The 25,728-nt window shown below is 56.7% G+C and carries 21 protein-coding genes; 14 read left to right on the top strand and 7 right to left on the bottom strand.

Annotated features, from left to right (window positions below; all coding sequences use genetic code 11):
- Positions 1-313: 313 nt before the first annotated feature.
- A complete protein-coding gene (locus tag AC3ZVB_RS26055; protein WP_490148125.1) occupies positions 314-1,600 on the bottom strand; it encodes a tyrosine-type recombinase/integrase in 1,287 nt (428 codons plus the stop codon).
- Positions 1,601-2,790: 1,190 nt separating this feature from the next.
- On the opposite strand from AC3ZVB_RS26055, the gene AC3ZVB_RS26050 reads away from it, so the two are divergent.
- From AC3ZVB_RS26050 to AC3ZVB_RS26025, 6 genes are all read left to right on the top strand, one after another.
- Positions 2,791-3,012, top strand: coding sequence for a hypothetical protein (locus AC3ZVB_RS26050; RefSeq protein WP_490148124.1), 222 nt, complete (start codon positions 2,791-2,793; stop codon positions 3,010-3,012).
- Between the two features lie 1,260 nt (positions 3,013-4,272).
- Positions 4,273-6,444: an ATP-binding protein gene (locus AC3ZVB_RS26045; protein ID WP_490148123.1), complete on the top strand. Its 2,172-nt coding sequence runs from the start codon at positions 4,273-4,275 to the stop codon at positions 6,442-6,444.
- A gap of 158 nt (positions 6,445-6,602) precedes the next feature.
- Positions 6,603-6,851, top strand: a complete 249-nt coding sequence (locus AC3ZVB_RS26040) for a hypothetical protein (protein WP_194693822.1) — start codon at positions 6,603-6,605, stop codon at positions 6,849-6,851.
- Positions 6,852-7,699: 848 nt separating this feature from the next.
- Positions 7,700-9,040 (top strand): putrescine-ornithine antiporter, encoded by a 1,341-nt coding sequence (potE, locus tag AC3ZVB_RS26035; RefSeq protein ID WP_162438021.1) that lies wholly within the window; start codon positions 7,700-7,702, stop codon positions 9,038-9,040.
- A complete protein-coding gene (locus AC3ZVB_RS26030) occupies positions 9,037-9,942 on the top strand; it encodes an amino acid ABC transporter substrate-binding protein (protein WP_490148122.1) in 906 nt (301 codons plus the stop codon). The genes potE and AC3ZVB_RS26030 overlap by 4 nt, the downstream gene beginning before the upstream one ends.
- Before the next feature lie 174 nt (positions 9,943-10,116).
- Positions 10,117-11,817: an aspartate:alanine exchanger family transporter gene (locus AC3ZVB_RS26025; protein ID WP_490148121.1), complete on the top strand. Its 1,701-nt coding sequence runs from the start codon at positions 10,117-10,119 to the stop codon at positions 11,815-11,817.
- Between the two features lie 17 nt (positions 11,818-11,834).
- On the opposite strand, the gene AC3ZVB_RS26020 is transcribed toward AC3ZVB_RS26025, so the two are convergent.
- The 3 genes from AC3ZVB_RS26020 to arcD all read right to left on the bottom strand — a co-directional run bounded on the left by AC3ZVB_RS26020 (position 11,835) and on the right by arcD (position 14,688).
- Positions 11,835-12,794: an HlyD family secretion protein gene (locus tag AC3ZVB_RS26020; RefSeq protein ID WP_194693819.1), complete on the bottom strand. Its 960-nt coding sequence runs from the start codon at positions 12,792-12,794 to the stop codon at positions 11,835-11,837.
- 3 nt (positions 12,795-12,797) lie between these two features.
- The gene (locus AC3ZVB_RS26015) at positions 12,798-13,169 is read right to left on the bottom strand and encodes a DUF3302 domain-containing protein (RefSeq protein WP_162438017.1); all 372 of its coding nucleotides are present in this window, start codon (positions 13,167-13,169) and stop codon (positions 12,798-12,800) included.
- A gap of 91 nt (positions 13,170-13,260) precedes the next feature.
- Positions 13,261-14,688: an arginine-ornithine antiporter gene (arcD, locus tag AC3ZVB_RS26010; protein ID WP_490148120.1), complete on the bottom strand. Its 1,428-nt coding sequence runs from the start codon at positions 14,686-14,688 to the stop codon at positions 13,261-13,263.
- A gap of 399 nt (positions 14,689-15,087) precedes the next feature.
- Between arcD and arcA the strand changes: the two genes are divergently transcribed.
- The 4 genes from arcA (at position 15,088) to AC3ZVB_RS25990 (ending at position 18,864) form a co-directional block, all read left to right on the top strand.
- Positions 15,088-16,344, top strand: a complete 1,257-nt coding sequence (gene arcA, locus AC3ZVB_RS26005) for an arginine deiminase (protein WP_490148119.1) — start codon at positions 15,088-15,090, stop codon at positions 16,342-16,344.
- 68 nt (positions 16,345-16,412) lie between these two features.
- The gene (locus tag AC3ZVB_RS26000; protein ID WP_162438014.1) at positions 16,413-17,423 is read left to right on the top strand and encodes an ornithine carbamoyltransferase; all 1,011 of its coding nucleotides are present in this window, start codon (positions 16,413-16,415) and stop codon (positions 17,421-17,423) included.
- Between the two features lie 136 nt (positions 17,424-17,559).
- A complete protein-coding gene (gene arcC / locus AC3ZVB_RS25995) occupies positions 17,560-18,489 on the top strand; it encodes a carbamate kinase (protein WP_162438013.1) in 930 nt (309 codons plus the stop codon).
- Between the two features lie 12 nt (positions 18,490-18,501).
- On the top strand, positions 18,502-18,864 hold the full coding sequence (locus tag AC3ZVB_RS25990; RefSeq protein WP_194692222.1) for a DUF5064 family protein: 363 nt from the start codon (positions 18,502-18,504) through the stop codon (positions 18,862-18,864).
- A 100-nt stretch (positions 18,865-18,964) separates the two neighbouring features.
- Here the strand turns inward: AC3ZVB_RS25990 and AC3ZVB_RS25985 are convergent, their stop codons facing one another.
- On the bottom strand, positions 18,965-20,176 hold the full coding sequence (locus tag AC3ZVB_RS25985) for a type II toxin-antitoxin system HipA family toxin (protein WP_194692221.1): 1,212 nt from the start codon (positions 20,174-20,176) through the stop codon (positions 18,965-18,967).
- The gene (locus AC3ZVB_RS25980) at positions 20,176-20,520 is read right to left on the bottom strand and encodes a helix-turn-helix domain-containing protein (RefSeq protein WP_490148118.1); all 345 of its coding nucleotides are present in this window, start codon (positions 20,518-20,520) and stop codon (positions 20,176-20,178) included. The genes AC3ZVB_RS25985 and AC3ZVB_RS25980 overlap by 1 nt, the downstream gene beginning before the upstream one ends.
- Positions 20,521-20,847: 327 nt before the next feature.
- On the opposite strand from AC3ZVB_RS25980, the gene AC3ZVB_RS25975 reads away from it, so the two are divergent.
- From AC3ZVB_RS25975 to AC3ZVB_RS25960, 4 genes are all read left to right on the top strand, one after another.
- A complete protein-coding gene (locus AC3ZVB_RS25975; RefSeq protein ID WP_490148126.1) occupies positions 20,848-21,501 on the top strand; it encodes an MliC family protein in 654 nt (217 codons plus the stop codon).
- 63 nt (positions 21,502-21,564) lie between these two features.
- Positions 21,565-23,106: an efflux transporter outer membrane subunit gene (locus tag AC3ZVB_RS25970; protein ID WP_490148117.1), complete on the top strand. Its 1,542-nt coding sequence runs from the start codon at positions 21,565-21,567 to the stop codon at positions 23,104-23,106.
- Positions 23,099-24,223, top strand: a complete 1,125-nt coding sequence (locus AC3ZVB_RS25965; RefSeq protein ID WP_490148116.1) for an HlyD family secretion protein — start codon at positions 23,099-23,101, stop codon at positions 24,221-24,223. Before AC3ZVB_RS25970 ends, AC3ZVB_RS25965 begins: the two co-directional genes overlap by 8 nt.
- Entirely contained in the window at positions 24,213-25,238 is a 1,026-nt protein-coding gene (locus tag AC3ZVB_RS25960) for a DUF2955 domain-containing protein (protein ID WP_490148115.1), read from the top strand. The genes AC3ZVB_RS25965 and AC3ZVB_RS25960 overlap by 11 nt, the downstream gene beginning before the upstream one ends.
- Here the strand turns inward: AC3ZVB_RS25960 and AC3ZVB_RS25955 are convergent.
- A complete protein-coding gene (locus AC3ZVB_RS25955) occupies positions 25,223-25,678 on the bottom strand; it encodes a hypothetical protein (protein ID WP_490148114.1) in 456 nt (151 codons plus the stop codon). The genes AC3ZVB_RS25960 and AC3ZVB_RS25955 overlap by 16 nt on opposite strands.
- Positions 25,679-25,728 lie beyond the last annotated feature (50 nt).

The raw sequence follows: 25,728 nt of genomic DNA, 5'->3' as shown, positions 1-25,728 counted from the left end.
CAGCCCGGGCCGAAGAAAAACTTAACGTCGTGTCCGGGATTAGTTGACCACTACAGAGGGAAGCGAGAGCTGTGCGAAAGGCAGCGTTGGAGGCGCAAGGGTGGGTGATCAATGAGCTCGATATGTAAGCGTAAGCTATCGGCAGATAGCCGAAGCGGTTTTCAAAGACCTGGGTGGAGCATCTTTCTCCAAGACTGAAGACATTTCTGCACTTGAAGAGCGAGTGATTGGACTGGCTCTAAAAAATTTTCAGCTCTCATCCCAACGGAAAATTGTTCTGCCCCTCACTCGTACGATCTTACTGAGGCTGCGCTCAACCTCGGTCACGTAACCCCAAGCGCTTGACCGAGTGCGCACGCTCTTGGTCATGTGAGTGGTAGTACGTGTTCTGAGTAGTACTGAGATTGTTATGACGCAGATCGACCTGCAGGTCTTTGGCATTCCGCAAGGTCGCAGAGGTATGGCGTAGCCAGTGCAGAGAAGCGACCTTTAAGCTTTCCATCTCGTGCACCGCACGACCCTCGATGCGCATACTTTCAAGAGCCTTGTCGAAGACTACCTGGAGGAGGGCGCGTACCTGTCGATCCGACAGACCAGATCGTCCTCTGAGGGTCTTGATCAAAGGAGTGGTCTCGCCGATCTCAGGAAGTTCGGGCAGACCCAAGAACCGACGATAGCGCTTCAAATAGAGATTGATATATTCATCCCTGACGGCAATCTTTCCGATCTTGTTGCCTTTGCCTACGGCGTGATACCACCAGTTGCCCTCAGGGTCTTGGCGGAAGTCCCCCATAGACGGCTTCCAGTTTTGTCGCCCGACAACATCAGACACGCGTAGATACATAGCAAACAATGTTGAAAGTATAAACAGTGTACGCTCATGCCGAGCAGGTTCGGACTCCGCCAGATTTTCAGCCGTTTCAAGCACGTAGTTCCATTGCAGCGGCGTTAATGCACGCGTAACACCCTCATCTTGAACATCATCGCTATAGCGACCGAACTTTTTGATCATTCGGAAAGGGTTTGCCGCTGCATAACCATCTTCAACCATAAATTCGAAAAAGCGACTACAAATCGAGAAAACTTGATTTATGGTGCTGTTTGTTGCGCTGTATTTATTCTCGGTTACTCCTTGTTCTGGATCATCGGAGTCAATCAGCGGCTTCGACGATTTAATATTGAAAGGACGCCAGTTAGGATTAGGAATAACAGGGTCTACAAGCGCACTCTGCGCATCATTATTATTCACGAAACGGCTACGAGTCACAGGCCCGATCCAGTCTCGAGGTGGATTACGGCAAAAAATCAAATAATCCTGGGCGTCCTGACGCTTAAGGTGATTCAGCGGCTTCTGGCTAATCATCAATGACCACAGCAGCAACCGCTCAATATGAATGCGATACGAGCTGAAGGTCTGAGCATTATCGGAAAAAGCCCGCAGGAACGAGCGCACGGCCAGGTAGCCGCGCGGAGCCTCTAGCGCAGGGGGAAATGAGGCAAGGTAAGCTTTGACGCATGGTGTAGTAGGCTCACTGCAACTGAAATCCTGATCGAGGAACGACTCGTATGTATTGAATAAGGGCTTCGGCGAGCGGGACATTCATGACCACCAGATACGTTAGTTACTGCCATTAAGAAACTTCCAGTTATGACAGTAATCGGAAGTTGGAGACCTATTACCCATAATTAGTCTCTCCTCTCATGCAACTTTGGCTTAAGAAAGCCTGATGGTATCTCGCGCGTATCTATCGCGCAACTATGACTCATTACCTCCCAAACCTTCTGTGTTTGTCTCAAGATTTCGTTAAATAGACAGTACTTGTGTCCCAATTATTCTTCAGGTATCGAGCCGGAGGCACTGATGTACGTATGAGCCCGCCATGCTGTCTCGTCATTACTGCGCGCACCTTCTGGTTATTCCTCGTAATTGCGTTAAAAAATTAGTTTTAGTCTCATAATTCCGTTCCCCGTCGTTGGCACGGCTAAATATCGTGAAAACTTCACACTCCCGCCAATACCCGGAATTTCTGGGTGGCGGGTAGCCAGGGGTGTAAGTCCACTGGTGATATCTCACGATTTCGTGCCGGGAAGCCAAAACCATAGCTCTAGGATGGGTCTAGTGCAGAGCAGTTCTCAGCCCAGTTTTTCCAAAAAATATTTTAGGAAAACTCGCGTCAGGCTTGATCTTCAGCAATCCGAGCGGTGGATTGGCGCGGAATTCTGGCTATGCCGCCAGAGCGTTCGGGCCCAGAAGTGTCTCGTCAAATCTTCACCAAAAGCGCTGCGGGTTATGTCTCGCGATTTCTTCGAAATATAGCTAACTGATTGTTTTTACAGGAATTTATCTTAATTACGCAAACGTGGATACGCGACGTTGTCTCACGATTGATTAATAGACTCTGAGCTAGTAACAAAATGATGGAATAGGCTGAAACCCTCGCAAATAAAGGCATACAGGCCAACTGCCGGCTACACGGTAGTCTCATAATTACGTTGCAACAGTTGGTGAGGCATGCACTACATTTTTCGTAATGCCCAGTAAAATCAATCTGTTAAGCGCTTTTCGAAGCAACGTCTCTTTATTTCGCGATTGCCTCAATTCTGGTAATTAAAGGCAGAATCCGATGTATAGATAAATGCGACAAGCTACTCAGAAACGATCCAGACACATCATTTAACATAATATACATTACACGTAATACCAGGTTACAAGATTAGCCCGTTTGCACGCAGATCTGGAAGCTCGCTTTTCTCCTCCAGGACCAGATTTCGCATATATGCGATTTTAGCATGGTGACATTTCTGGCTGGTGATCAGCAGACCTCTTTCACGCTCATGGACTTGCTGACAGATCACACCTTTCTGGAAATCTTCCAGGAGCTAAAATTTCTGCCTGAGCTTTTTGCCGTCGCCCATAAACCTGCTGATGTTCCGCGTAGCTATCCCGGAAAAGCTTTTCCGAATCTGGCAATGCGTGCCCCGTGTTTAGATTCACAGAGTCGTTTGGTTTGACGCAGCTATTGATGGACAGCCTGTTGTTTACAAATCTACTAACGGCATACGCACAGCATGCACGTCGCTGTGTGAAATCTGCGGCATTCAGCATGGCGCTCGTGCGCAGATTTCAAGTACTGCCATACGCAGGAAAGACAATGCTGGGTAATCTTCACGAGGTGTGGAATGTTCAGGCGCGTACCTGCGATTAGCGGCTAGAAAGCATTTCCTGCCAGACAACATCTTGTAGGCCGGCTACAGTGTGTGGATGTCTGATCAGCAATCTGACTTGCTCCTTACGCTACTTAACAAGTCAAAACAGCCAGTTTAGATAGGGTTCTGAACCTCGGTGTAAACCCGGTCTGCCCGGCGTTCCAAGGGTCTAAAAGGCTCCGTATCGCCGCGTAATCATCAGGAATTGCGAACTGAAACTTCAGCGTTTATCATCTTTTTCATTTTTCTGTCAGCCACGACTGCAATCATCAGTTAGATGCACCCTGCCCCTATATATGAAGATCGTTAGCTAACTACACTAAACGGCTATTTAGTAGAGTTATGTTTGTTTGGAAATACCCGCCCTTCAAGGTATCTCGACTCTGATAATCCATCGGCGACTTTTTAATGATGGATCTTCCTACCCTCGCTCACCATCCAGTGCACGCCAATACCTTCGACATCCTCGGGTACGCGTTTGCCGTTTGATCTACAAATCTAAATCAAGCCCCGAAAGGTTCGGGGCTTGATAATGTCAGCCCGCATTAGGGTTTGTGTCCTCCACCGCCACTCATCCCGCCGTCTTTGCGCCCCATATCGGATGAATCGTCATCAGCAACATTGCTATCGCGTCCACCGCTGGGCGATTGATCTGGCTTGCGGGACTGTTGTCCGCCTGAAGCCTGGCCACCTTTCTGGCCTGGTTTGGACATGTCCTGTTTATCGTCGGCGAACTCCCCTCCCCGATTCGTCCCCTGTCCGCCTCCGGACATGCGATCACTATCACGGGATTGTTGGTGCCCGCCTGAAACAATGAAACTACAGCGCTCGCGACGAGTGGATTCACGCGGATCGTTCCATTGAGAACACGCGCATACGACTGACGGTTCATAGACGTCCATCGACGCAGCCTTACGCCGATCTCCATACCAAAGCCTCGATGTTTACTAGACTTGATAAGCGGCAACTAAAGCGTTGTTCTTTAGCGGAGGGCGTACCGATCATGGAAATTGAACCTGGGCTGCGCTCAGGCCTCGGATACTAAAACCCCTCATTGGTGAACCTATGACAATCGAGGACACGCTACTTCGCCAGCGCAAAGTGCTTGCCAAATTTGGCGAGCTTGCCTTGGCGTCAGATGACCTGGAACACATCCTCGATGAGGCCTGTCGATTAGTCGGCGACGCCCTCGAAACCAATCTCGCCAAATTTATGCTGCTCGAAGGAGACGGCATCACATTCTTCGTGAGGAATGGCGTGGGTTGGGCGCCCGATGTCGTTGGGAAAGTTCGAGTAAAAGCATCTGATGACAGTCCGGAGTTGTACTCCCTCAATACCCATGCGCCCGTCGTCTCGACAGATATTGCGACGGAAACCCGTTTCCGTTATCACGACTTTCAGAAAGACAACGGGGTAAAAGCCTTCGTCAATGTTTTAGTCCATGGCGCCAAGGGTGAACGCCCCTTTGGAATCTTCGAGGTTGATAGTCGCACTCCCCGTGAGTTTACAGACAGCGATATCGACTTCCTCCGGGGTTACAGCAACTTGCTGGGCGCAGTGTTAAAGCGTTCAAACACCCAGGAAACCATGCGATTTACGGAACAAAGATTGCGTGAAAGCGAGCGACATTACCGCATCGCAGCCGAGTTGAATCCGCTATGGCCCTGGTCTGCTGACAAGGACGGCAACCTTCTCTCTATTGACCCACGCTGGTATGAGTACACCGGATTGTCACCTGCGCAAACATTGGAACGCGAATGGGCCAACGCCGCTTACCCAGCGGATCAGGTGTCAATCGCCGCACTGTGGACTCAGTCACTGGGCACGCTGCAGCCCTTCGATTTACAAATACGCTTGCGAAAACAGGGTGGCGATTACCGTTGGTTTAGAGTTCGGGCGCTATGCAGTTTCGATGCAGCCGGACAATGCGAGCAATGGTATGGCACCTTCGAGGACATCGACGAACGGGTACAGTTGGAAAGCGCACTGCGCGAATGGAATGACTTGCTCGAAGACCGTATCGCGCAACGTACTCAGCAACTTGAGGACGAACAGCATGAGCGCGCCGTGATGGAATCCAAGCTTCGGCAAAGTCAGAAAATGGAAGCTGTCGGGCAACTGACAGGCGGCATAGCCCATGACTTCAATAATCTGTTGGCGGGCGTCATGGGTAGTCTGGAGCTGATGCAGCGACGCATAGACGCTGGCCGTTTCTCCGACCTGGCTCGCTTTAACGCCTTGGCGATGACCTCTGCTTCTCGGGCGGCGGCGCTAACGCAACGTCTCTTGACGTTTTCTCGTCAGCAATCACTCGAGCCCGAACTGTTGGAACCTCGCCAAGTCGTGGCCGGCCTTGAAGACCTCATTCGTCGTACGGTCGGGCCCAGCATCATTGTCGAGTGCTCGTTCCGTGCAAACGATCGTATCCGGTGCGACCTCAACCAGCTGGAAAATGCCCTGCTCAATCTTGCGATCAACGCCAGAGACGCAATGCCGGAAGGAGGCGTGATTGATCTGGAGGTCGACCGATGCGTCATGGATGAAGCGTCCTCCTCCGACAAAATGTTGCCACCTGGGGCTTATGTGAGCATCTCCGTCACCGATACAGGTACTGGCATCAATCCAGACATCTTGTCGCGCATATTCGACCCGTTTTTTACGACCAAGAAGATTGGTGAAGGAACAGGATTAGGTCTTTCGATGATCTACGGATTTACCCAGCAATCGGGTGGACAGGTAAAAGTTCACAGCAGTGTGGGTGTTGGAACAACGGTGACCCTGTATTTTCCAGTCGACAATTCGTCTCCTGATGACGCTCAGAAAGCCTCGGACAAATCTCATCAGCCAGAGCCATTCGGCAATAATGAAACTGTTTTGCTGGTGGACGACGAAGCGGTCGTTCGGCAGACAACATCGGAGCTTTTATCCGAAATCGGTTATCACGTCATTGAAGCAGTCGATAGCGTGTCAGCAATGAAGCAAGCGGAAAATATCGAGCATCTGGATTTACTCTTAACCGATATAGGCCTTCCTGGATCAATGAACGGAATCGGTTTATCGGCCGAACTCAGGACCAGGTATCCGAAACTCAAAGTGCTTTTTATCACCGGCTTTGCGGGCGGCGCGAGATTGGTCACGGTCGATGCGACCACCGGGATTTTAACCAAGCCTTTTAGGCTGAATGACCTCAGATCGCGCGTGAGCGCTTTAATAAACTCGTCTCCCGATAGCCATTAGCGCACTCCCCTTACCGTTCAGGTCGCGGAGTCCTTTCGCCGGCGATGGTCGTGATGCCACACATCAAAAAAGTTGAACCGCTTTTCGACGCGCTCGCCTAATGATCAGCTTGTGGAAAATCCCATAGGCAATTTGCCAACAACGGCATACTCCGAGAGGTGGTCAACGTGGCTAAAGACGATAAGAAAACCAAAGGTGAAGCTTCTAAAGCCAGCAAGGACATGAAAGACAAGAAGGCATCACCGGCAAAAAAATCAGCAGCGGCCTCGGCTCTTTCGAAGTCTTCTGAAAAGAAAGACAAGAAAAAAGATGCCGAACCGAAGAAGTCTGCAAAAAAAGCTGATAGCAAGCCAGAAAAGGCGAAGAAATCAGAGAAGGCAGACAAGCCAGCGAAGAAGAAAAAGTGACAACTGCTATCGGCTAGGGCTTTACGCCCTAGCTTTTTTTGGCTGGGTTTCCATCATGTGTCGTACGGCCTCTGATGTTGTGAGCGGCCACCCTCCTCTATCAAAACTGCCTGCTTCTACGACGATCCGACAATCGGTCTGACGCCCCCTCACTCCCATTTCAACTACAGCAACCGTCTTCAACAAGGGCGTCATCGCGTTGCGCATTTTTTAGTTTAATCAGCGATCTAGCGAGAAAGAACAGTCCGTTTCGTGACTGTCATGTGATCAAGCCGACGAACGCGTGTCATGGTTTCGGTTACTTTTAAGGCCGCTGAACATGCGTCTGGGTGTGAGGGCGTCGTAATTCGGGGATCAGATTTTCTGATTTGATCTATACACAATATGTCAAATGTTCCGGTTTCAAACTCATCGTTGTGAACAGCCAGGCATCTACCCTGAAACGACCCGGCGTAACTGCCGACTGGGAGACCTTTTCAATGAGTGCTTTGAAAGTCGTTGCTTACGATACGGTTCTGATCACCTTCCCGGTTTCTCGCCAATTCTTTCGCGAGTACACCCCAAGATTTCTTCGACGACGACGCTGAACGACGAACAGTTCAGCCCGAGGAAAAACGACTGCCCTCTTCTGTTGCTGAACCCGCACAAGTACGACCCTGGCATCTTCCTCACCTGTCGGTGAAGTGTCACGGATTGACTGTCGAGCTCGGTGGGCGGGTTACTTGCCACTCCATGTTGAGAGCGTGACGAACCAAGTCTCAACCAACAAGTTTCAACCCTTCCCCTCGCGGCGCAGTAACCCGCAGGCCCCAGCGTCACCGGCTGTTCATCCGAGCAAGGAGTGTGCGATGGCTGATTCAAGCAAGAAAATGAGCCTGATGGGGCTCACGACGTTGGTCACGGTCAACATGATGGGGTCTGGCATTATCATGTTGCCCACCAACATGGCTCAACTGGGTGCCGTTTCACTGTTGTCGTGGGTCTTTACTGCAATTGGTTCGATGGCCATTGCGTATTGCTTCGCTCAGTGCGGCGTGTTCTGTCCGCGATCTGGCGGTTTGTCCGCGTACACCGAAGAAGCCCACTCCAAATCAGGCTTTTTCCTGTGTTCGTACCTGTATTTTCTGTCGCTGGCGATCGCCAACGTGGCGGTGGCCATTTCCGCGGTCGGTTATATGTCCGCTTTTTTTCCCTGGCTAAGCAGCGGTGCCATTCCCCTGTTCGTCGGCACGGTCGGGTTGATCTGGCTGACCATCGTCGCCAACTTCGGGGGACCCGGCATCACCGGCAAGATCGGGGCTTTCACGGTCTGGGGCGTGATCATACCGGTGGCCGGCTTGAGCATCATTGGCTGGTTCTGGTTCAAGCCCGATGTACTGGTGGCCGCCTGGAACCCCAATAGCCTGCCCATTTCCGAAGCCATCTCCAAAGCCATCCCGCTGACCCTCTGGGCCTTCCTGGGCATGGAGTCGGCCGCTCAAGCCACCGATGCGGTGGAGAATCCCAAGCGCAATGTGCCGTTGGCTTGTCTGTTCGGGACGCTCGGCGCAGCGGTGGTTTACGTCCTTTCGACCACCGTCATCCAGGGCATCATTCCTAACGCCGAGCTGGCCAATTCCTCGGCGCCGTTCGCGCTGGTCTACGCAAAAATTTTCAACCCGATGGTGGGCAACATCATCATGGCGCTGGCGGTGATGGCCTGTGTGGGTTCGCTGTTGGGTTGGCAATTTACGCTGGCGCAAACCGCCAAGATGACGGCCGACCAGAACCTGTTTCTCAAACTGTTCAGCAAGGTTAATTCCATGAACGCGCCTGTCGTCGGCATGATTGCCTGCGGCGTGCTGCAGACCCTGATGGCCCTGTCGACCATCTCCCCCGATGCCGCTGCGCAGTTCAGCAAACTGGTCAGTCTGGCGGCAGTGACCAACTTGATTCCGTACATAACAGCGCTCACCGGCCTGCTGGTGATCATGCACAAAGCCAACGTCGGGTCTGCGGTGTACACGCGCAACCTGGTGGTGTTGCTGATTGCGGTGGCCTACTCGTTGTATGCCTTGTACGCCTGCGGCAAGGATGCGGTGATGGGCGGCACGCTGGTCCTGGCCTTCGGCTACTTGCTCTATGGCTTCCTCGCCAAGCGATTTGTCAACGAACCGGTAGCTGACCTGAATAGGGGGAACAGCCTATGAACCTGTTATCGACCAAACCGTTGAGCATGCTGCTCGCTTGCGTGCTCTCGATGCTGCCGGTGATAGCCGGTGCCGATACCCTGGAGCGTGTGCGCGCCAGCAACACCCTGACGTTGGGCTACCTACCGGACTTCGCTCCGTTCAGCACCCGCGTTGGTGACAAGGCCAATGGTTACGCCATGGATCTGTGCCTGAAAATCGCTGACCAGGTCAAGACCGAACTGGGACTGCCGTCGTTGCAGGTGCGCCTCGAGGCGATAAAGATTGCCGAAGAGGTGAGCGCCGTCAGCTCCGGCAGAATCGACATCCTCTGTACGCCGACGGCCGCTACGCTGGAGCGACGCAAATCAGTGAGCTACTCGATACCGGTCTACACGGCGGGACTCTCTGCCGTGGTCCACAAACACTCACCCGAAGCCTTGATCAAGGTACTCAACGGCGAGGTGGCGAATGACGGCCCAACCTGGCGAGCGACAATCAACAACGGCCTGGCCAGGCAAACCTACGCCACCGCCGAAGGTGGCGTCACGGAGCAGTGGGTACGCCAGCAGATGCGTTTACTCGGCGTGATCGCCACCTTGGTCACGGTGAAGAATAACGACGACGGGATCAAGCTGGTCGCCGACGGAAAAGCCGATGCGTTCTTCGCCGATCGCATACTGCTGAAAAGCCGTATCGCGAGGGACTACCCCAACGGCGAGCTGGTGGTGCTGGGCCGTATCTATGAGTACGCGCCGGCGTCGATGATGGTCGAGCGCGGCGATGAAGACTTCCGCCTGCTGGTCGATACGGTATTGAGTGAAATGTATCGCTCGGGCGAGATCGAACAGGCTTACGACAAGTTCCTGGGAGGTATCAGCGATTCGGCGAAAAAACTCTTCAGCGCCTACGCCTTGCCTTAGCTGCTGCACCCGGCGGGCCGCCTCCGGGTGTAATGCTTCACTTAAGAAGAGCTTCCAGCGAGCACAATCCCCTCGCCACTCGCCAGTTCCATATTGAGGAACTGGCGCTGCTCACCCAACTCCCGACCCAACTGCACAGCGATCCATTGAAGGACCGCCCAAGGAGATCGATACGTGCAAGCACTCTTCACGTTTCTGAATGCCAACCCTTACATGCTGTTGTTCGGGGTGGTCAGCCTGGCGGTGCTGATCGGGCGCATCACAATCAAGGGCTATGGATTAGGCATGGTTGCCGGCGCCATCCTGGTCGGATGCGCGGTGGCCATTGCAGGTTCCCTGTATGGCGTCACCTTCAAGATCGACACGTTCACCATGAACCTTTTCTACTACCTGTTCATGTACGGCGTTGGCCTGCGGGTAGGTCCCTCGTTCCTCAATAGCCTCAGGGGCGACGGGCTGAAGTTCACTCTGCTGGCAGTCATCTGCAGTGTGCTGAGCCTGCTGGTGGTCGTGGCCGGTACGAAGCTGTTCCAGTTACCGATCGGCGCCGCCGGCGGCATTCTTGCGGGGGCCACCACCATGTCCTCGGCCATCGGCTCGGCTGAGCAGGCGGTGGCCTCGGGCGCCATCCAGCTCCCGCCTGGCACTACGGCTGCGGACGTCTCGGCGATGATTACCCTGTGCTACGGCATCACCTATTTGTGGGGCACGATCGGCATCGTGCTGATGTGCAAATACATGCCTCGCTGGTGGGGCGTCGATGCCAAGGCAGCGGCGCGTCGCTATGAAGCCGAACACGGAATTCTTCAAGTCGACGACATGGGCCTGACCGGATATGTCGCTTTCGGGTTGCGCGCCTACCGCCTGGAGAATCCCGCAACAGCCGGCCTGACCATCAACGAGTTTCGCGCTCGCTTCCCTGAGTACCGCGTTGTCAATGTGTGCCGTGCAGATGAATCCATCGGGGCCGATCCACTGATTGAGTTGCAACTTGGCGACGTCATCGCCCTGGGCGGCTCGCACAAGGACCTCACTGCCAACATCGGGGTCATCGGCCCGGAAGTCCATGACCCCAAGGCATTAGGCGTGCAACTGGATCAGGCGGAGATTCTGGTCACCGAGAAAGCGGTCATCGGCAGGAAGCTTGTGGAATTCCGAGGAGAAAGCCTCGCCGGCCAGCTGCAACTGACTCGCCTCGAGCGCGGGGGCGTCCCTCTGCCGATCGGCCCGGAAACCCAATTGCAGCGTCGCGATGTGTTATTTGTCACCGGCCTGACCAGCGCCGTGCGGCAGGCTGGCAAACTGTTCGGCGTCATCGCCCGCCCCAGCACCGTGACCGACTTGTTGACCTTGTTCGTCGGCATGACCCTGGGCCTGTTGATCGGCCTTATCCAGTTCCCGGCCTTTGGCGCTGCCGTAGGCCTGGGTAACGCCGGCGGCCTGATGGTGTCAGGGATCATCGTTTCATCGCTGTCCTCACGCTTGCGTTTTTTCGGCAACACGCCCAACGCGGCACGGAACATCCTCGAAGACATGGGCCTGCTGGTGTTCGTCGCCATCGTCGGGGTCAATGCCGGCGCAACCCTGTTGAGCCAGCTCACGGGCACCCTCGCCGTACAGATCTTCGCCGTGGGTTTCGTCGTCTGCCTGCTGCCACCCTTTGCGGTGTGGGTCGTCGGCTATCACCTGATGAAGATCAATCCGGCCGTCTTGATGGGCGGCATGGCGGGTGCTCGCAGCCACTCCGGCCCTTGCAGCGAGGCGGCTGCAGAGATTGGCAGCAGTGTGCCGTGGGTGGGGTTCCCGGTGGCGTTCGCCGTGTCGGGCATCCTGCTCACCGTCTTCGGTTACTTCGCCATGCTCCTTGCCGCCTGAAAGATCACGCACGGACATCAATGAAACGGGAAGATGTAGTTCATCCAGGCCGACATGCGCAGCAGGATCTTGCGCATCATTGCGATGTGGTGGAAGTGTTGGCTATAGAGTGCCGCCTGCCCATAGGCGCCACCCGGCATCAGGCTGCGGTAGGGGGTAAATTCGGGATCTGTTATTTCGATGATGACCGGCACCCGGCCCGGGGGTGGCGAGCCGGTAAAGCTGATCAGCGTGCCCGAAGGCTGCACCTGCCCCTCCGCAATGACGGAGATGACGCTCTTGACCCGGCCCTGGAACACCTTGCCGGGAATGCCGTCGAAGGCAACTTCGGCTTCATCGCCGGGTGACAGTCGCAGCAAGCTGTTTTGCCGCATCCACGCCGCGAAGTACTGCCCCTCCTCCGGAATGAATACCATCGAGGGGCGCAAGGGCAGCCTGCTTGCCATCATGCCGGGACGCAGGGAAACATGCGTCACGAAGCCTTTGCTCGGCGCGCGAACGGTGGTGTTGTCGAGTTCGAACTGCGCATTGTCCAATTGCGCCTGCAAATCATCGGTTCTGGCGATGGCCGTATCGAGCTCGCGCTGGGTACCGAAATTGCGCTTCATCAACTCAGTGATTCGAAAACGATCGCCTTTCGCCGCGACCAGTTGAGCCTTGACGGATTTCAACCGGGCCTCAAAGGGTGTGGGATCGATGCGAAACAGTACATCGCCCTTCTCCAGTGGCTGGTTGGTCTGAACCGGAACATCGATCACCTGGCCACTGATCACGGGAATCACTGGCACAGAGACAAAATAAGAGCGCGCAACTTCAGAGTACGGATGGTTGTAGTTCATCGTGAAGATCAACGCGCCGATCATAATGATCCCGCCCAGTACGGCCGTGGGAACCGTCCATTTGTTCAGCGGTATTCGGAAAATCTTGAACAGCGCGACGCAAAAGGCGGCGTAGGTCAGGATGAGCAGTAGATCCATGGTTCAAATCCCCCCGCCAAGATTGTCCGGCGTGGGAATGACCCGCGACCTTCCTGCTGACGACTCCAGTTGCTCAACGCGTTGTTGCAGTTCGGCGACCTGTTGCTCCAGATGCACGACGTGGCTTTGTGGTGACTTCCCGTCACCGAAACCCCAGCCCCGATCCTCGCGATACGCCATCGCCCAGATCCACAGAAATGGCCACAAGGCGTGCAAGGTAAACAGACTGACCCAGCCTGTGGCATGGATCGCGTCCTGATGAGGATGATTACGGTGTTTAGCAATATCGTAAGGGATGTCATGCAGCACGATGATCCCGTAGAACAACACAAGCCCCACGAATATCAAAATGCCGAGAGCAAAGTAATCGAGCATGGTTGCCTCCCTTGCGATGTGTCAGTCGACAGAGTGTAGACCAGGCTTGCAGACAACAACGCCGCACCAAAAATGGCGTGTAAGCGCCCCGTCACAGCGTCAGTAGACGACTGTAAAGACCATAGGCCGCCACCCCGGCACCGATGATCACGAGGGTAAATACTGCCTTCTCGATCGGGGTGAACAACGGCTGTTTTTGCTCATGTCTGGCCAAGGCAAACAGAATCACCCCCGGTGCATAAAGCAACGCCGAGAGCAGCAAATACTTCAACCCGCCGGCGTACAGCAACCACACCGCATACCCCAAGGCGATGCCAGCGATCAACAAGTCCTTGATTCGTTCTGCCGGTGCGTTTTCGTAGGTTTCACCTCGGCTGCTCAACAACACGGCATAAGCCGCCGACCACAGGTACGGCACTAGAATCATTGATGAAGCCAGGTAGATCAGCTTGGTATAGGTGCCGGCGGAAATCAGCGTGATCAGCAGGAATAGTTGAATCATCACGTTGGTCATCCACAACGCGTTGACCGGCACGTGGTTGGCATTTTCCTTGGTCAGGAACGCCGGCATGGTCTTGTCTTTCGCCGTGGAAAAGAGGATTTCGGCACACAGCAATGCCCACGACAACAAGGCGCCCAACAGTGAAATCACCAGGCCAACGCTGATCAGCACCGCCCCCCACGGACCAACAATATGTTCCAGGACCGCAGCCAGCGACGGGTTCTGCAAGGTGGCCAGTTCCGGCTGGGCCATGATCCCGAGCGACAGCAGGTTGACCAGCACCAACAACGCCAACACCCCGAGAAAACCAATGACTGTCGCCCGGCCCACGTCCTCCCGTTTTTCCGCCCGGGCCGAATAGACGCTGGCGCCTTCGATGCCGATAAACACGAACACCGTGACCAGCATCATGTGGCGCACCTGATCCATCACGCTGCCAAAACTCGGGTTGCTCCGCCCCCAGATGTCACGGGTAAAGATATCGGCCTTGAAAGCTACGGCGGCAATCACGACGAACATGATCAGCGGCACAATCTTGGCCACGGTGGTCACCAGGTTGATGAACGCCGCCTCTTTGATCCCGCGCATCACCAGAAAATGCACGGTCCACAACAGCACCGATGCGCTGGCGATGGCCGTGGGTGTGTTGCCCTGGCCAAAGACGGGAAATAGAAAACCCAGGGTGCTGAACAGCAGAATGAAATAGCCGACATTGCCCAGCCAGGCACTCATCCAGTAACCCCAGGCGGACGAGAAACCCATGTAGTCGCCGAACCCTGCCTTGGCGTAGGCATACACTCCGGCATTCAGTTCCGGTTTGCGATTGGCCAGGGTCTGGAAAACGAAAGCCAGCGTCAGCATGCCCACCGCCGTGATCGCCCAGCCGATGATCACAGCCCCCACTTCAGCGCGCTCTGCCATGTTCTGTGGCAAGGAAAATATCCCACCGCCGATCATCGACCCCACTACCAAGGCAATCAATGCACTAAGTCGCAGTTTTTGCACCGGTTGTGGCATTGCTGTTCCTCCCTGCCCAGCGCAACTACCGAGCGTGACCATTACGCGACTTAATTAAGTTAATGCATAAAGTCAAAACCTGCTTGTCCGATCAACGTAATTACTTTTCTTTTATAACCATCCACTCTAGTGCGACAACTCAGAAATAGCGTTTATGCCTGTAATACGCCGTCGAGCGGCATGTTGAAAGTACTGGTGACTTACAAAGCACAAAAAACAAACCAGCGACTAAGCTTCGTCGGCTACGCTTGAATTTTGCTTTAACCCATGGGTGAGTACGGCACTGCACTGCAATGACGTTTTGCCAACCGGCAACATAAAAGTCTTTAGAACAGCAATGAAATCTGGCTGAGCATTGACCACGACAGGTGTTTTTTTGTTATCCGGAGGATCACGGAAATGACCGCGGAAAAAACGAAATACGGCGTCCATTCTGAAGCGGGAAAACTGAGAAAAGTTATGGTGTGTTCCCCTGGCCTTGCGCACCAGCGGTTGACCCCTAACAACTGCGACGAATTGCTGTTCGATGATGTGCTGTGGGTGGCGCAGGCCAAGCGTGATCACTTTGATTTCGTCACCAAAATGCGCGAACGCAATATCGATGTGCTGGAAATGCACAACCTGCTGACCGACACCGTTGCCATCCCCGAAGCCCTCGACTGGATTCTGCAGCGCAAGATTACCGCCAACTCGGTGGGCGTGGGTCTGATCAATGAAGTGGGCTCCTGGTTGCGCAGCCTGGAGCCGCGCAAGACCGCCGAGTTCCTGATCGGCGGTGTGTCGGCGGATGACCTGCCGACCACGTTCGGCGGCAAAACCATCGAGATGTTCCGCGAGTTCCTCGGCCGCTCCAGCTTCATACTGCCGCCCCTGCCCAACACTCAGTTCACCCGCGATACCACCTGCTGGATCTACGGTGGAGTGACATTGAACCCGATGTACTGGCCGGCACGCCGCCAGGAAACCCTTCTGACCACGGCCATCTACAAGTTCCACCCCGAATTCACTAAGGCCGACTTCCAGATCTGGTACGGCGATCCGGACCAGGAGCACGGCAACTCCACCCTCGAGGGCGGTGATGTGATGCCGATCGGTAACGGCGTGGTGCTTATCGGCATGGGCGAACGCACGTCCCGTCAGGCCATCGGCCAACTGGCGGTGAACCTGTTCAAGCACAAAGCCGTTGAAAAAGTGATCGTCGCTGGCTTGCCAAAGTCCCGCGCCGCGATGCACCTGGATACCGTATTCAGTTTCTGCGACCGCGATGTAGTGACCATCTTCCCCGAAGTGGTGAACCAGATTGTCGCCTTTACCCTGCGCCCCGACGAGGGCAAACCCGGCGGCATCGATATTCATCTGGAAGAAGCCAGCTTTCTCGACACCGTCGCCGCCGCGCTGAATCTCAAGTCCCTGCGCGTGGTTGAAACCGGCGGCAACAGCTTTGCCGCCGAACGCGAGCAATGGGACGACGGCAATAACGTGGTTGCCGTGGAGCCGGGCGTGGTCATTGGCTACGACCGCAATACCTACACCAACACCCTGCTGCGCAAGGCCGGTGTGGAAGTCATCACCATCAGCGCCGGAGAACTCGGACGCGGACGTGGCGGCGGCCATTGCATGACCTGCCCGATTATCCGCGACCCGATCGACTACTAACCTGATAAACCTTGGTGCGAGCTTGTCGGGCGTCGCCAAGGGGATTACCCAACTCGAGGAGATCCAAAATGGCTTTCAACATTCACAACCGCAACCTGCTGAGCCTGGAACACCACACGCCCAGAGAATTGCGCTACCTGCTCGACCTGTCCCGCGACCTCAAGCGTGCCAAGTACACCGGGACCGAGCAGCAGCATCTCAAGGGCAACAACATCGCGCTGATCTTTGAAAAGACCTCGACCCGCACCCGTTGCGCCTTCGAAGTTGCCGCCTATGACCAGGGCGCCAACGTCACCTACATCGATCCGAACTCCTCGCAAATCGGCCACAAGGAAAGCATGAAGGATACCGCCCGGGTGCTCGGACGCATGTACGACGCTATCGAGTACCGTGGTTTCAAACAGGAGATTGTCGAGGAACTGGCCAAGTTTGCCGGCGTGCCCGTGTTCAACGGCCTGACCGATGAATACCACCCGACGCAGATGATCGCCGATGTGCTGACCATGCGCGAACACGCCGACAAACCGATCCACGAGATCAGCTACGCCTACCTGGGCGATGCCCGCAACAACATGGGTAACTCGTTGCTGCTGATCGGCGCCAAACTGGGCATGGACGTGCGGATCTGCGCGCCGAAAGCGCTGTGGCCGGCAGACGATCTGGTGGCTCGCTGCAAACAATACGGTGAAGAAAGCGGTGCGCGTATCACCCTCACCGAAGACCCGAAAGCGGCAGTCAAGGACGTCGATTTCATCCACACCGACGTTTGGGTGTCGATGGGCGAACCGGTCGAAGCCTGGGCCGAGCGCATCCAGCAATTGCTGCCGTATCAAGTCAACGCCGAACTGATGAAAGCCACCGGCAACCCGCGCACGAAATTCATGCACTGCCTGCCGGCCTTCCACAACTGCGACACCAAGGTTGGCAAACAGATTGCCGAGCAGTATCCGCACCTGAGCAACGGCATCGAAGTCACCGACGACGTGTTCGAGTCCCCGGCCTGCATCGCCTTCGAGCAAGCGGAGAATCGCATGCACACGATCAAGGCGATTCTGGTGTCGACCCTCGCGGATCTCTAACGGCCGGCTCGGCTCCTTGTGGGAGCTGGCTTGCCAGCGATGGCCGCACCTCGGTGTTTCAGAGACACCGCGCTGATGCCATCGCTGGCAAGCCAGCTCCCACAGGCCCGCTTTCTCTTCTAGAAGGACATTCACCATGCTTATCGTCGTTGCCCTGGGCGGTAACGCCCTGCTCCGTCGGGGCGAGCCCATGACCGCTGACAACCAGCGCGCCAACATCCGGATCGCCACCGAGCAGATCGCCAAGATCCATCCCGGCAATCAACTGGTCATTGCCCACGGCAACGGCCCCCAAGTCGGCCTGCTGTCATTGCAGGCAGCCGCCTACACCTCGGTGTCGCCTTACCCGCTGGACGTGCTCGGCGCTGAAACCGAAGGCATGATCGGCTACATCATCGAGCAGGAACTGGGCAACCTGCTGGATTTCGAAGTGCCGTTTGCCACGTTGCTGACCCAGGTCGAAGTGGACGCCAACGACCCGGCTTTCAAGAACCCCACCAAACCCATCGGCCCGGTCTACACCAAGGACGAGGCGGAAAAACTCGCTGCCGAGAAAGGCTGGGCCATTGCCCCTGACGGCGATAAATACCGGCGAGTGGTCGCCAGTCCCAAACCCAAACGCATCTTCGAAATCCGCCCGATCAAATGGCTGCTGGAAAAAAGCAGCATCGTGATCTGCGCCGGGGGTGGCGGCATTCCGACGATGTACACCTCACCCGGCAAACTGGAAGGCGTCGAAGCGGTGATCGATAAAGACCTGTGTTCGGCGCTGCTGGCCGAGCAGCTTGATGCCGATCTGCTGGTGATCGCCACTGACGTCAGCGCTGCATTTATCGACTTCGGCAAACCGACGCAGAAAAGCATCGCCCAGGCGCACCCGGACGACATAGAGAAACTCGGCTTCGCTGCCGGCTCCATGGGACCGAAAGTGCAGGCAGCCTGCGAATTCGCGCGCCATACTGGAAAAGTCGCGGTGATCGGCTCACTGTCGGACATTGAAGCGATCGTCCAGGGCACAGCCGGCACGCGTATAAGCACGGCGACACCGGGCATTACCTACTTATAAGGAGAGACGTCCATGGCAACGTTTGAGCAAGGTCACTTGCACATCGAGCGACACGCGCTGAACAAGGAGGATGTCAGTTACAACCTGTGCATCGACTATGAACTCGCAACGGATCCCAAGGACGGCAAGGGCATGCAGTTCACTATGCACGGTACCATTCAGGGCAAGGAAATGACTGAGACGTTTTTTCTGCCCAAGGATCAGGCCTACAACTTCGCCAGCAACGTCACGAAAATTGCGGAGAAGTACGGTATTCCGAAGGACAAAAGCAGCATTGCTTCGATCCACAAGCCCTACGACGAAATGTTCGAAGACGTGCGTTCTCAGTTGGATATGAAATCGGGTGACTCCGTCGACATTGAGCGCCTGGAGTAAGCCCGTACTGAATCGAGGCCATTTATCGAGAGCGCACGGGGAAGACCGCGTGCGCCCTTCCCCCTCAATGATCAATGACGGCTGACTCGGGGGGAGCAAGTTACCGCATTCGCGCTGCGCTCACCGTATCCCGAACCCTCTCCAGCTCCTCGCCGCGCACCCACCGCGAGTAATAGTCTTGCAGCTCCTCTTCCCAGCCGATGACCTCGTCCAGCACCTGTTCCGCGTGGTCGCGGGTCAGCGCAAAGTGTGTGTGATGGCTGAGCAGGTTGGCGCGACTGATCTGATTACCGTCGCGGCCAACGGCCATCGAAAGGGTCTGCGCAGGCCCCTCATCGACAATCGGCAACACGTCGTACATCGGCGAGAGCCGCCATTGTCCGGCAAGCCAGATGATCGAGTGGTTACGCGGATGGTCGTCGCTGTTACCCACCAAGGCGTTGTAGCACATGCGTTTGAACAGCTCGTGCAGATCGACATCCGGGACACCGCGCCGGCGCATTTCATCGGCCACTGCCGCATAACGCCAGTCGCGGTGGTACTGCTCGTTCCACTCCGAATCGAGCAAGGTGAGCGCACTGAGCATCGGGATGCGCCTGGCGCCATCGGCCAACGGTGTACGGTCGAAACGCTCGATCAATAGGGTCGAGGGCGTTTCGGCGTGCAGCGCAGTCTTGGCGACGTTCATTCCCTTCGAGGCGGCAAACGTCATGCAGGCGTATTCGATCGAGGGGAAATCGTACTGATCGAACCGGTCTCGCGGCTTGGCCAGAATCAACATCCCGTTATCCTGCAACGTGCGCTTGGGTCGCGCACCGCCCAGCGCAGAACGCTGGTGGCGGATGTTGAGCATCGCGACCGATTGATCGTCCAGTTGGCCGTCATACACCGCTTCGCACGCTTCAATGAATTTCGCCAACCCTTTCAGCGTGGGTACCGGACCGTCGCCCAGACCGGGTGCGGGAACCGTCGCTGTCCCGGCCAGCAGATTGCCGACGCGGTCGTTGTTGGGGGACTTGAGCAGAAACTCGATCGGCGCCAGCACTTGACCGAACGCGCGCTGGAGCAAGCGCTCGCCCCATCCGTCCGGCATGGCATCGTTGATAAACCCGGGTATGCCGCGGTTCTTGGTGATGCCCTTGTAGGCTTCGGCGCGCAACGGATAGTTGACCGGATCCGGGACCCAGCCACCTCGCTCTACATAGTCAGGGGCATAAATGAATTCGCCAGACTTCCCCTGCAGCGTCAGCCTGCCAAGGGTCAGCATCTCTGCGGTGTCCGGGTGCTCCATGTAGATGTAGGCACGGGACATCAGAAGTCCTCCGCTTTGGGTTTCGGCAACCGCACGCGCTTGGAGGCGATGCTCTGGTAGGCGTCCTCATCCGTCACGTAACGGGCGACCTGCGAAGTGGTTTCGATGCCTTCCAGCGAGTGGAATACGGTCTCGTTGATGCCCAGGCGCCACAGGACGAGCATGAACGATCGCAGGTCGACCAGCGCCGATCCGTTCTCGATTTTGCGCAGCGTGTGTTCGGAAATGCCCAGGCTCGCCTTGAAGTCAGCTTGGCGCAGGCCCAATGCCAGACGTCTCGATTTGACCAATAGGCCTATTTTGCTGAGCGTATCGGCGCAGGACACCGGAAAAAATTCTTTCATAAAGCACACCACGATGAGCGTTATCTATCTTAAGGCTAACCATACCACGCATTACCAGACTGAACACGTGCGCTTAATATTAACGGTCGTAGCCATTAAATAGAATAAGACTCACCGTCGTTGGTGTTATCAGCTTAAACAGACGACTAAAGTGGTGGCCATTCTGCAAGCCGTCCAGCACCTGCACGTTGGCTTTTCACATCTGTGGCTACTATACAATTCTGCGCCAGCAACCTTTCTGTCATGCAAAGAGCAACCTCGATGAGGGACGGCTGGAATACGTGGCTCACCCTGGTGGTACTGATTTCCAATCAACCTGGATCGATCATGAAAATGCTCACGGGCAAGTGCACAGGTTATTTCGTCATCTGTGCGGCGATGGTCACCGGTTCGAGTGCGGCGACTTCTGCGCCGATGTTCAAGACCAGTTTCGATTGCGCCACAGCAACAGCGCCGGTTGAAAAGTTGATCTGCCGCGATGCTCAGCTGGCGCGGATGGACCTGGAATTGAATCGTCTGTATCGCCTGGCGCTGACGGACGAGCGTTCGGTTCCGCCTCCCGAAAAGGTCATCACCGATCAGCAATTCTGGACCCTGGCACGCAATCAGTGTGCGAGCGAGGCGAATCCCAAAGCCTGCACCGTGGGTCGTTATGCCGAACGCGCCTACCAGTTGCGCCAGGGCTCGGCCATTGTCAGAACCCGCGACCCCGACAGGCTCACCGAGGGCCCCTTCGCGTTCAAATGTGCCGGGTTGAATGCGCTGATCTCCGCCACTTTCTTCAATGCCGATCCCGGCGTTGTCTACCTCCGTTGGGCGAACACCTCGATGACCCTGAGCCAGGAACCCGGTGGCTCGGGGATTCGATACAGCGGCAAGGACGGCACGGGTTTTTACAGTTTCTGGCAAAGCGCCGATGACGTGCTATTCCAAAAGCCGGGAGCCGGGCAAATGAGCTGTAAAGCGGAGCCGATTGGGTAACACCGGACGAGGCGCGAATGGACGTCTATGCTCCCTTGGAATCCGGCCGCTGGAAAACATTCGATGCAAGCAAAAAGCCCCCTGCTGATTCGTCCGGAACATGTCCTGTGGGTCGGTGTTTTAGCGCTGGGTGGCTGCGTGCAGTTGGGCCCCAATTTCCAGTCGCCGGCTGAGCCGTGGGTCGATCACTGGAGCTCTGCGGCTATCGAGCAATCCAGCCAGCGGGGACCGAACCCGGATATCCGTCAGTGGTGGCACGTGTTCAATGATCCGCTGCTCGACCAGTTGATTGCCGAATCCGATGCGCACAACTCAGACCTGAAAATCGCCGGATTGCGGGTGATGCAAGCCCGCGCCCAGTTGGGCATTGCCCAGAGCGGGCGCTATCCGCAACTGCAGCAGGCCAGCGCCGACAGCCTATACGTCAATCGCCGGCAATCGGGTGGCAATAATCCGCAGGACAACCATTTCTGGCAGCACAGCGCCGGCTTCGATGTCGGTTGGGAACTGGATTTTTGGGGGCGCTTCAGTCGTGCCATCGAATCTTCCGACGCCAGCTACTTCGCCGCACAAGCCAACTATGAAGACGTGCTCGTATTGCTGCGGGCACAAGTGGCCGACACCTACTATTCGCTGCGTACCACCGAAGCCCGTCTGCGCGTCGCCCAAGCCAACGCGAGCCAGCAAAAGCGCAATTTTGAAATCACTGAAAAACTGTTCAAGAGCGGGCAGAACGCCGAACTCGACCTGCAACAAGCCAAGTCCCAGTACCTTGGCACGCTGAGCACCATTCCCGGTTTCGAAGACCAGCTCGCGCGAACCCGCAATGCCCTGGCCGTCCTGATCGGGCGTCCTCCCGGCGCGCTGCCGCCACTGGCGAACCATGAAGGCCTGATCCCCCTGGTCGACCGTGCGGTGCTCCAGGATGTCCCGGCCAGCCTGTTGCTGCGCCGGCCCGATGTACGTGCAGCCGAGCTTAATGTGGCCGCGCAGTCAGCCCTGATCGGCGTGGCTGAAACTGACTTCTACCCTTCGCTGACCTTGCTCGGCAGTATCGTCTGGTCGGCTGACACCTTGAGCGGGACGTCGCGAAGCCTGGACCTGGTGGGGGGGCCCAGCCTGCGCTGGAACCTGTTCGACCATGGCCAGATCAGCAACAACGTACGGCTCCAGGATGCGCGATTGCAGGAACTGATCGAGGCTTACCGCGACAAGGTCCGTCAGGCCGCCCGAGAGGCTGATGATGCTGCCGTCGGCCTGATCAAATCCCTGGAACGCGAACAGATCCTGAGCCAGGCAGAAACCGCTGCCAAGCGGTCACTGGTGCTGGCCAGCTCGCAATACCGCGAAGGGTATTCCGACTTCCAGCGCGTGCTGGATGCGCAACGTGCATTGCTCGAACAACAGGACAATTACCTGGTCAGCCGCAGCAATGCCGTGAGCAACGTGATTGCCCTCTACAAGGCCCTGGGCGGTGGCTGGTACAGCGCTCTCCCAAGGGTCGACGACGCCACCCGTCAACAGATGGAACAACGCACGGACTGGGGCGACTTGCTCGATGAGCCCGCGCCTGCGCAACCGGAAAAGGTGAACGACCATGAGTGAAGCGCCCGCGCCCTCCCCCGAGATTGCCAAACCGCCTGCCGATCCGGCAAAAAAAGGCATCAAGTGGGTCCTGCTGCTGATCATCCTGAGCCTCGCCTGGTACCTGTTGGCGGATCGCTTCACGCCCTATACCCAACAAGCACGCGTGGGCGCCTTTGTGATTCCGGTGGCTTCCGAAGTGGCGGGCCGGGTGATTCGGGTCAACGTGCGCAACAATCAGGACGTCAAGGCCGGTGATGTGCTGTTCGAAGTCGACCCGCAGCCCTATCAGATCGCTGCCGACCGCGCCCGTGCGGACCTTGAATCGACCCGCCGCCAAGTCGGCGCCAGCACCGCCGGGATTGCCGCCGCGCAAGCCAACCTGCGTGCCGCCCAGGCCAATGAGCTCAAGGCTCGTCAGGAGAATCAGCGTCTTGAAGGCTTGTATCGCGATGACCCTGGCACCATCTCGGTACGCCTGCTCGAGGTCTCAAGGGCCGATCGTGAAAAAGCCGTCAGCCAGGTGGCCGCCGCACGGGCCGAAGTTCAACGGGCGCGCGAACAGGAAGGTGGCAATGAACAAGACAACGCCTTGCTGCGCAGCGCCGCCACAGCGCTGGCCAAGGCCGAGCTCGACCAGGCCAACACGCAAATTCGCGCACGCTCCAATGGACTGGTCACCGATTTGCGCACCGACGTCGGGCAGTTCGCGGCGGCCGGCGCGCCAGTGATGACCCTGATCGCCATCCACGACGTGTGGATCAGCGCGGACATGACCGAGAACAACCTCGGCCTGCTCAAACCCGATACGCCGGTTTCGATCGTGCTGGATGCCTTGCCGGGCGAGGTCTTCGAGGGTCGGGTGCGCAGTGTCGGCTCCGGCGTCAGCGTCGGCCAAACAGCGGCGCCCGGCACCTTGCCCACCGTGCAGAACAGCCGCGACTGGTTGCGACCGGCGCAGCGTTTTCCGGTGATTGTCGAATTTTCCGAGGACGCTCGAAAAGTGCTGCGCGACAGCCGCGCCATCCGTGCCGGTGGGCAGGCAGAAATCATGGCCTTCCCCTCCCAGGGTAATCCGCTGAACCCGCTGGGCCGCCTGTTTCTGTGGTCGATGAGCTGGATGTCGTATGCCTATTGAGCGCACCGTTCGGGATCAGCGCGCGTTGCGCCTGGCTACCGGCACGGCGTTGTGCCTGGCAATCAGCTTCGCGGCGGGACTGCCGATTCCGTTTATTTCGCCGGTATTGGCGGTGCTGTTGTTAACGGCGCTCAACCGGGCGCTGACGTTGAAGGCGGGATTGGTGTTGGCACTGGTAGCGATGCTCACGACTGGCGTCGGGCTGGTGTTGATCCCGGTTCTGCGTTACTACCCGTTCCCCGGTGTATTGATAGTGGGTACCTGCCTGTTCCTGGCGTTCCGGTTTGGCTTGCAGGGTGGCAACGTCCTGATTGTGACGTTTCTGGTGATCGGTTTGACGATGATTTCCGCGGCGGGCGTCGCCGAGTTCGATATGGCGGCGACGGTCATCGGTGCGCTGGTCAAAGGGCTGCTTCTCGCCATCGCAGTGGTCGCGGTGAGTCACGCGTTGTTTCCCGAGCCGGCGAATCTTCCTTCGCCACCGGTTGCCCCCGTTCCCTCCCCTGAAGAGTCTGCAAGGGTGGCGCTACGGGCAACCCTGATCGTCTTGCCGACATTCCTGCTGGCACTGATCGATCCGGCCAGCTACCTGCCGATCATCCTCAAGGCGGTTGGCTTGGGACAGCAAAGCTCCACCACGAATGCCCGCCATGCCGGCCGCGAACTCGTCGGCTCCACCTTGCTCGGTGGATTGCTTGCGGTGCTGTTCTGGTGCGCCCTGAGTCTGTTCGTGCATGTGTGGATGTTCTTTCTGTGGATGCTGCTCTTCGGCCTGGTGTTGGCGCGCAAGTTATACGCCCTGAGCCGGACGCGTTTCAGTCCGGGCTTCTGGGTCAACACGCTGATCACGCTGATCATCCTGCTCGGCCAGTCAGTGCAGGACAGTGCTGCGGGCAAAGACGTCTATACGGCGTTCGCTGTCCGCATGAGCTTGTTCATCGTCGTGACGCTGTACGCGGTGCTGATGGTTCACCTACTGGAGCAGCGCAAGGCACCCGCTCAGGGATTAACCTGATAGCCCCGGCCTTGCAAGCAACCCACGTAGGCGGCTGAACTGTTGGCGGCGCTGGTTTTTTCCTGTTCCCGGCGATCCTGACGCTGCCGTGAGCCGCCAACCACCGCACCGGCTGCAGCGGTGCCTTTGGCCTGGTTCTGGCGATAATCCTGCTTGGTGTCATCGTCGACACGGTCATACACCTCGTCATGGCGGTTCCCGCGAACCTGGGCCCCTGCCGCACCCGCCGCAGCGCCCACGGCAGCACCTTTCAATCTTCCGCCGGAAGGCGATGGCGCAGCGGCGGCACTCTGGCTGGCGGCCACGTTCTGGCAGTCGGTGGTGTCCAGCTGGATTTGCTGTGAGGTCTGTCCTTTAAGAGGCACTACCGATTGGGCCCATGCCGGGGCAACGCACACCGATACCGCCAGGCATAAGCCAAGGGACGACAAACTGTTCATGTTGCACACCTCGTTGACTGAATGAGCCAAAACCAGTTTAGGTCACCCCC

Source organism: Pseudomonas sp. MDV22-iso1 (genome assembly GCF_058145095.1).
This window is presented reverse-complemented; position numbering and strand designations above follow the sequence as displayed.

Bases quoted from the DNA above. Each gene is read 5' to 3' on its own strand.
- AC3ZVB_RS26015 (WP_162438017.1), bottom strand. From the start codon at position 13,169: ATGCTCGATTACTTTGCTCTCGGCATTTTGATATTCGTGGGGCTTGTG.
- AC3ZVB_RS25990 (WP_194692222.1), top strand. From the start codon at position 18,502: ATGGCAACGTTTGAGCAAGGTCACTTGCACATCGAGCGACACGCGCTG.
- AC3ZVB_RS25960 (WP_490148115.1), top strand. From the start codon at position 24,213: ATGCCTATTGAGCGCACCGTTCGGGATCAGCGCGCGTTGCGCCTGGCT.
- AC3ZVB_RS25975 (WP_490148126.1), top strand. From the start codon at position 20,848: ATGAAAATGCTCACGGGCAAGTGCACAGGTTATTTCGTCATCTGTGCG.
- AC3ZVB_RS26000 (WP_162438014.1), top strand. From the start codon at position 16,413: ATGGCTTTCAACATTCACAACCGCAACCTGCTGAGCCTGGAACACCAC.
- AC3ZVB_RS26050 (WP_490148124.1), top strand. From the start codon at position 2,791: ATGGTGACATTTCTGGCTGGTGATCAGCAGACCTCTTTCACGCTCATG.
- AC3ZVB_RS25970 (WP_490148117.1), top strand. From the start codon at position 21,565: ATGCAAGCAAAAAGCCCCCTGCTGATTCGTCCGGAACATGTCCTGTGG.
- AC3ZVB_RS25965 (WP_490148116.1), top strand. From the start codon at position 23,099: ATGAGTGAAGCGCCCGCGCCCTCCCCCGAGATTGCCAAACCGCCTGCC.
- AC3ZVB_RS26030 (WP_490148122.1), top strand. From the start codon at position 9,037: ATGAACCTGTTATCGACCAAACCGTTGAGCATGCTGCTCGCTTGCGTG.
- AC3ZVB_RS25980 (WP_490148118.1), bottom strand. From the start codon at position 20,520: ATGAAAGAATTTTTTCCGGTGTCCTGCGCCGATACGCTCAGCAAAATA.
- AC3ZVB_RS26045 (WP_490148123.1), top strand. From the start codon at position 4,273: ATGACAATCGAGGACACGCTACTTCGCCAGCGCAAAGTGCTTGCCAAA.
- AC3ZVB_RS25955 (WP_490148114.1), bottom strand. From the start codon at position 25,678: ATGAACAGTTTGTCGTCCCTTGGCTTATGCCTGGCGGTATCGGTGTGC.
- arcC (WP_162438013.1), top strand. From the start codon at position 17,560: ATGCTTATCGTCGTTGCCCTGGGCGGTAACGCCCTGCTCCGTCGGGGC.
- AC3ZVB_RS26055 (WP_490148125.1), bottom strand. From the start codon at position 1,600: ATGTCCCGCTCGCCGAAGCCCTTATTCAATACATACGAGTCGTTCCTC.
- potE (WP_162438021.1), top strand. From the start codon at position 7,700: ATGGCTGATTCAAGCAAGAAAATGAGCCTGATGGGGCTCACGACGTTG.
- AC3ZVB_RS26020 (WP_194693819.1), bottom strand. From the start codon at position 12,794: ATGGATCTACTGCTCATCCTGACCTACGCCGCCTTTTGCGTCGCGCTG.
- arcA (WP_490148119.1), top strand. From the start codon at position 15,088: ATGACCGCGGAAAAAACGAAATACGGCGTCCATTCTGAAGCGGGAAAA.
- arcD (WP_490148120.1), bottom strand. From the start codon at position 14,688: ATGCCACAACCGGTGCAAAAACTGCGACTTAGTGCATTGATTGCCTTG.
- AC3ZVB_RS25985 (WP_194692221.1), bottom strand. From the start codon at position 20,176: ATGTCCCGTGCCTACATCTACATGGAGCACCCGGACACCGCAGAGATG.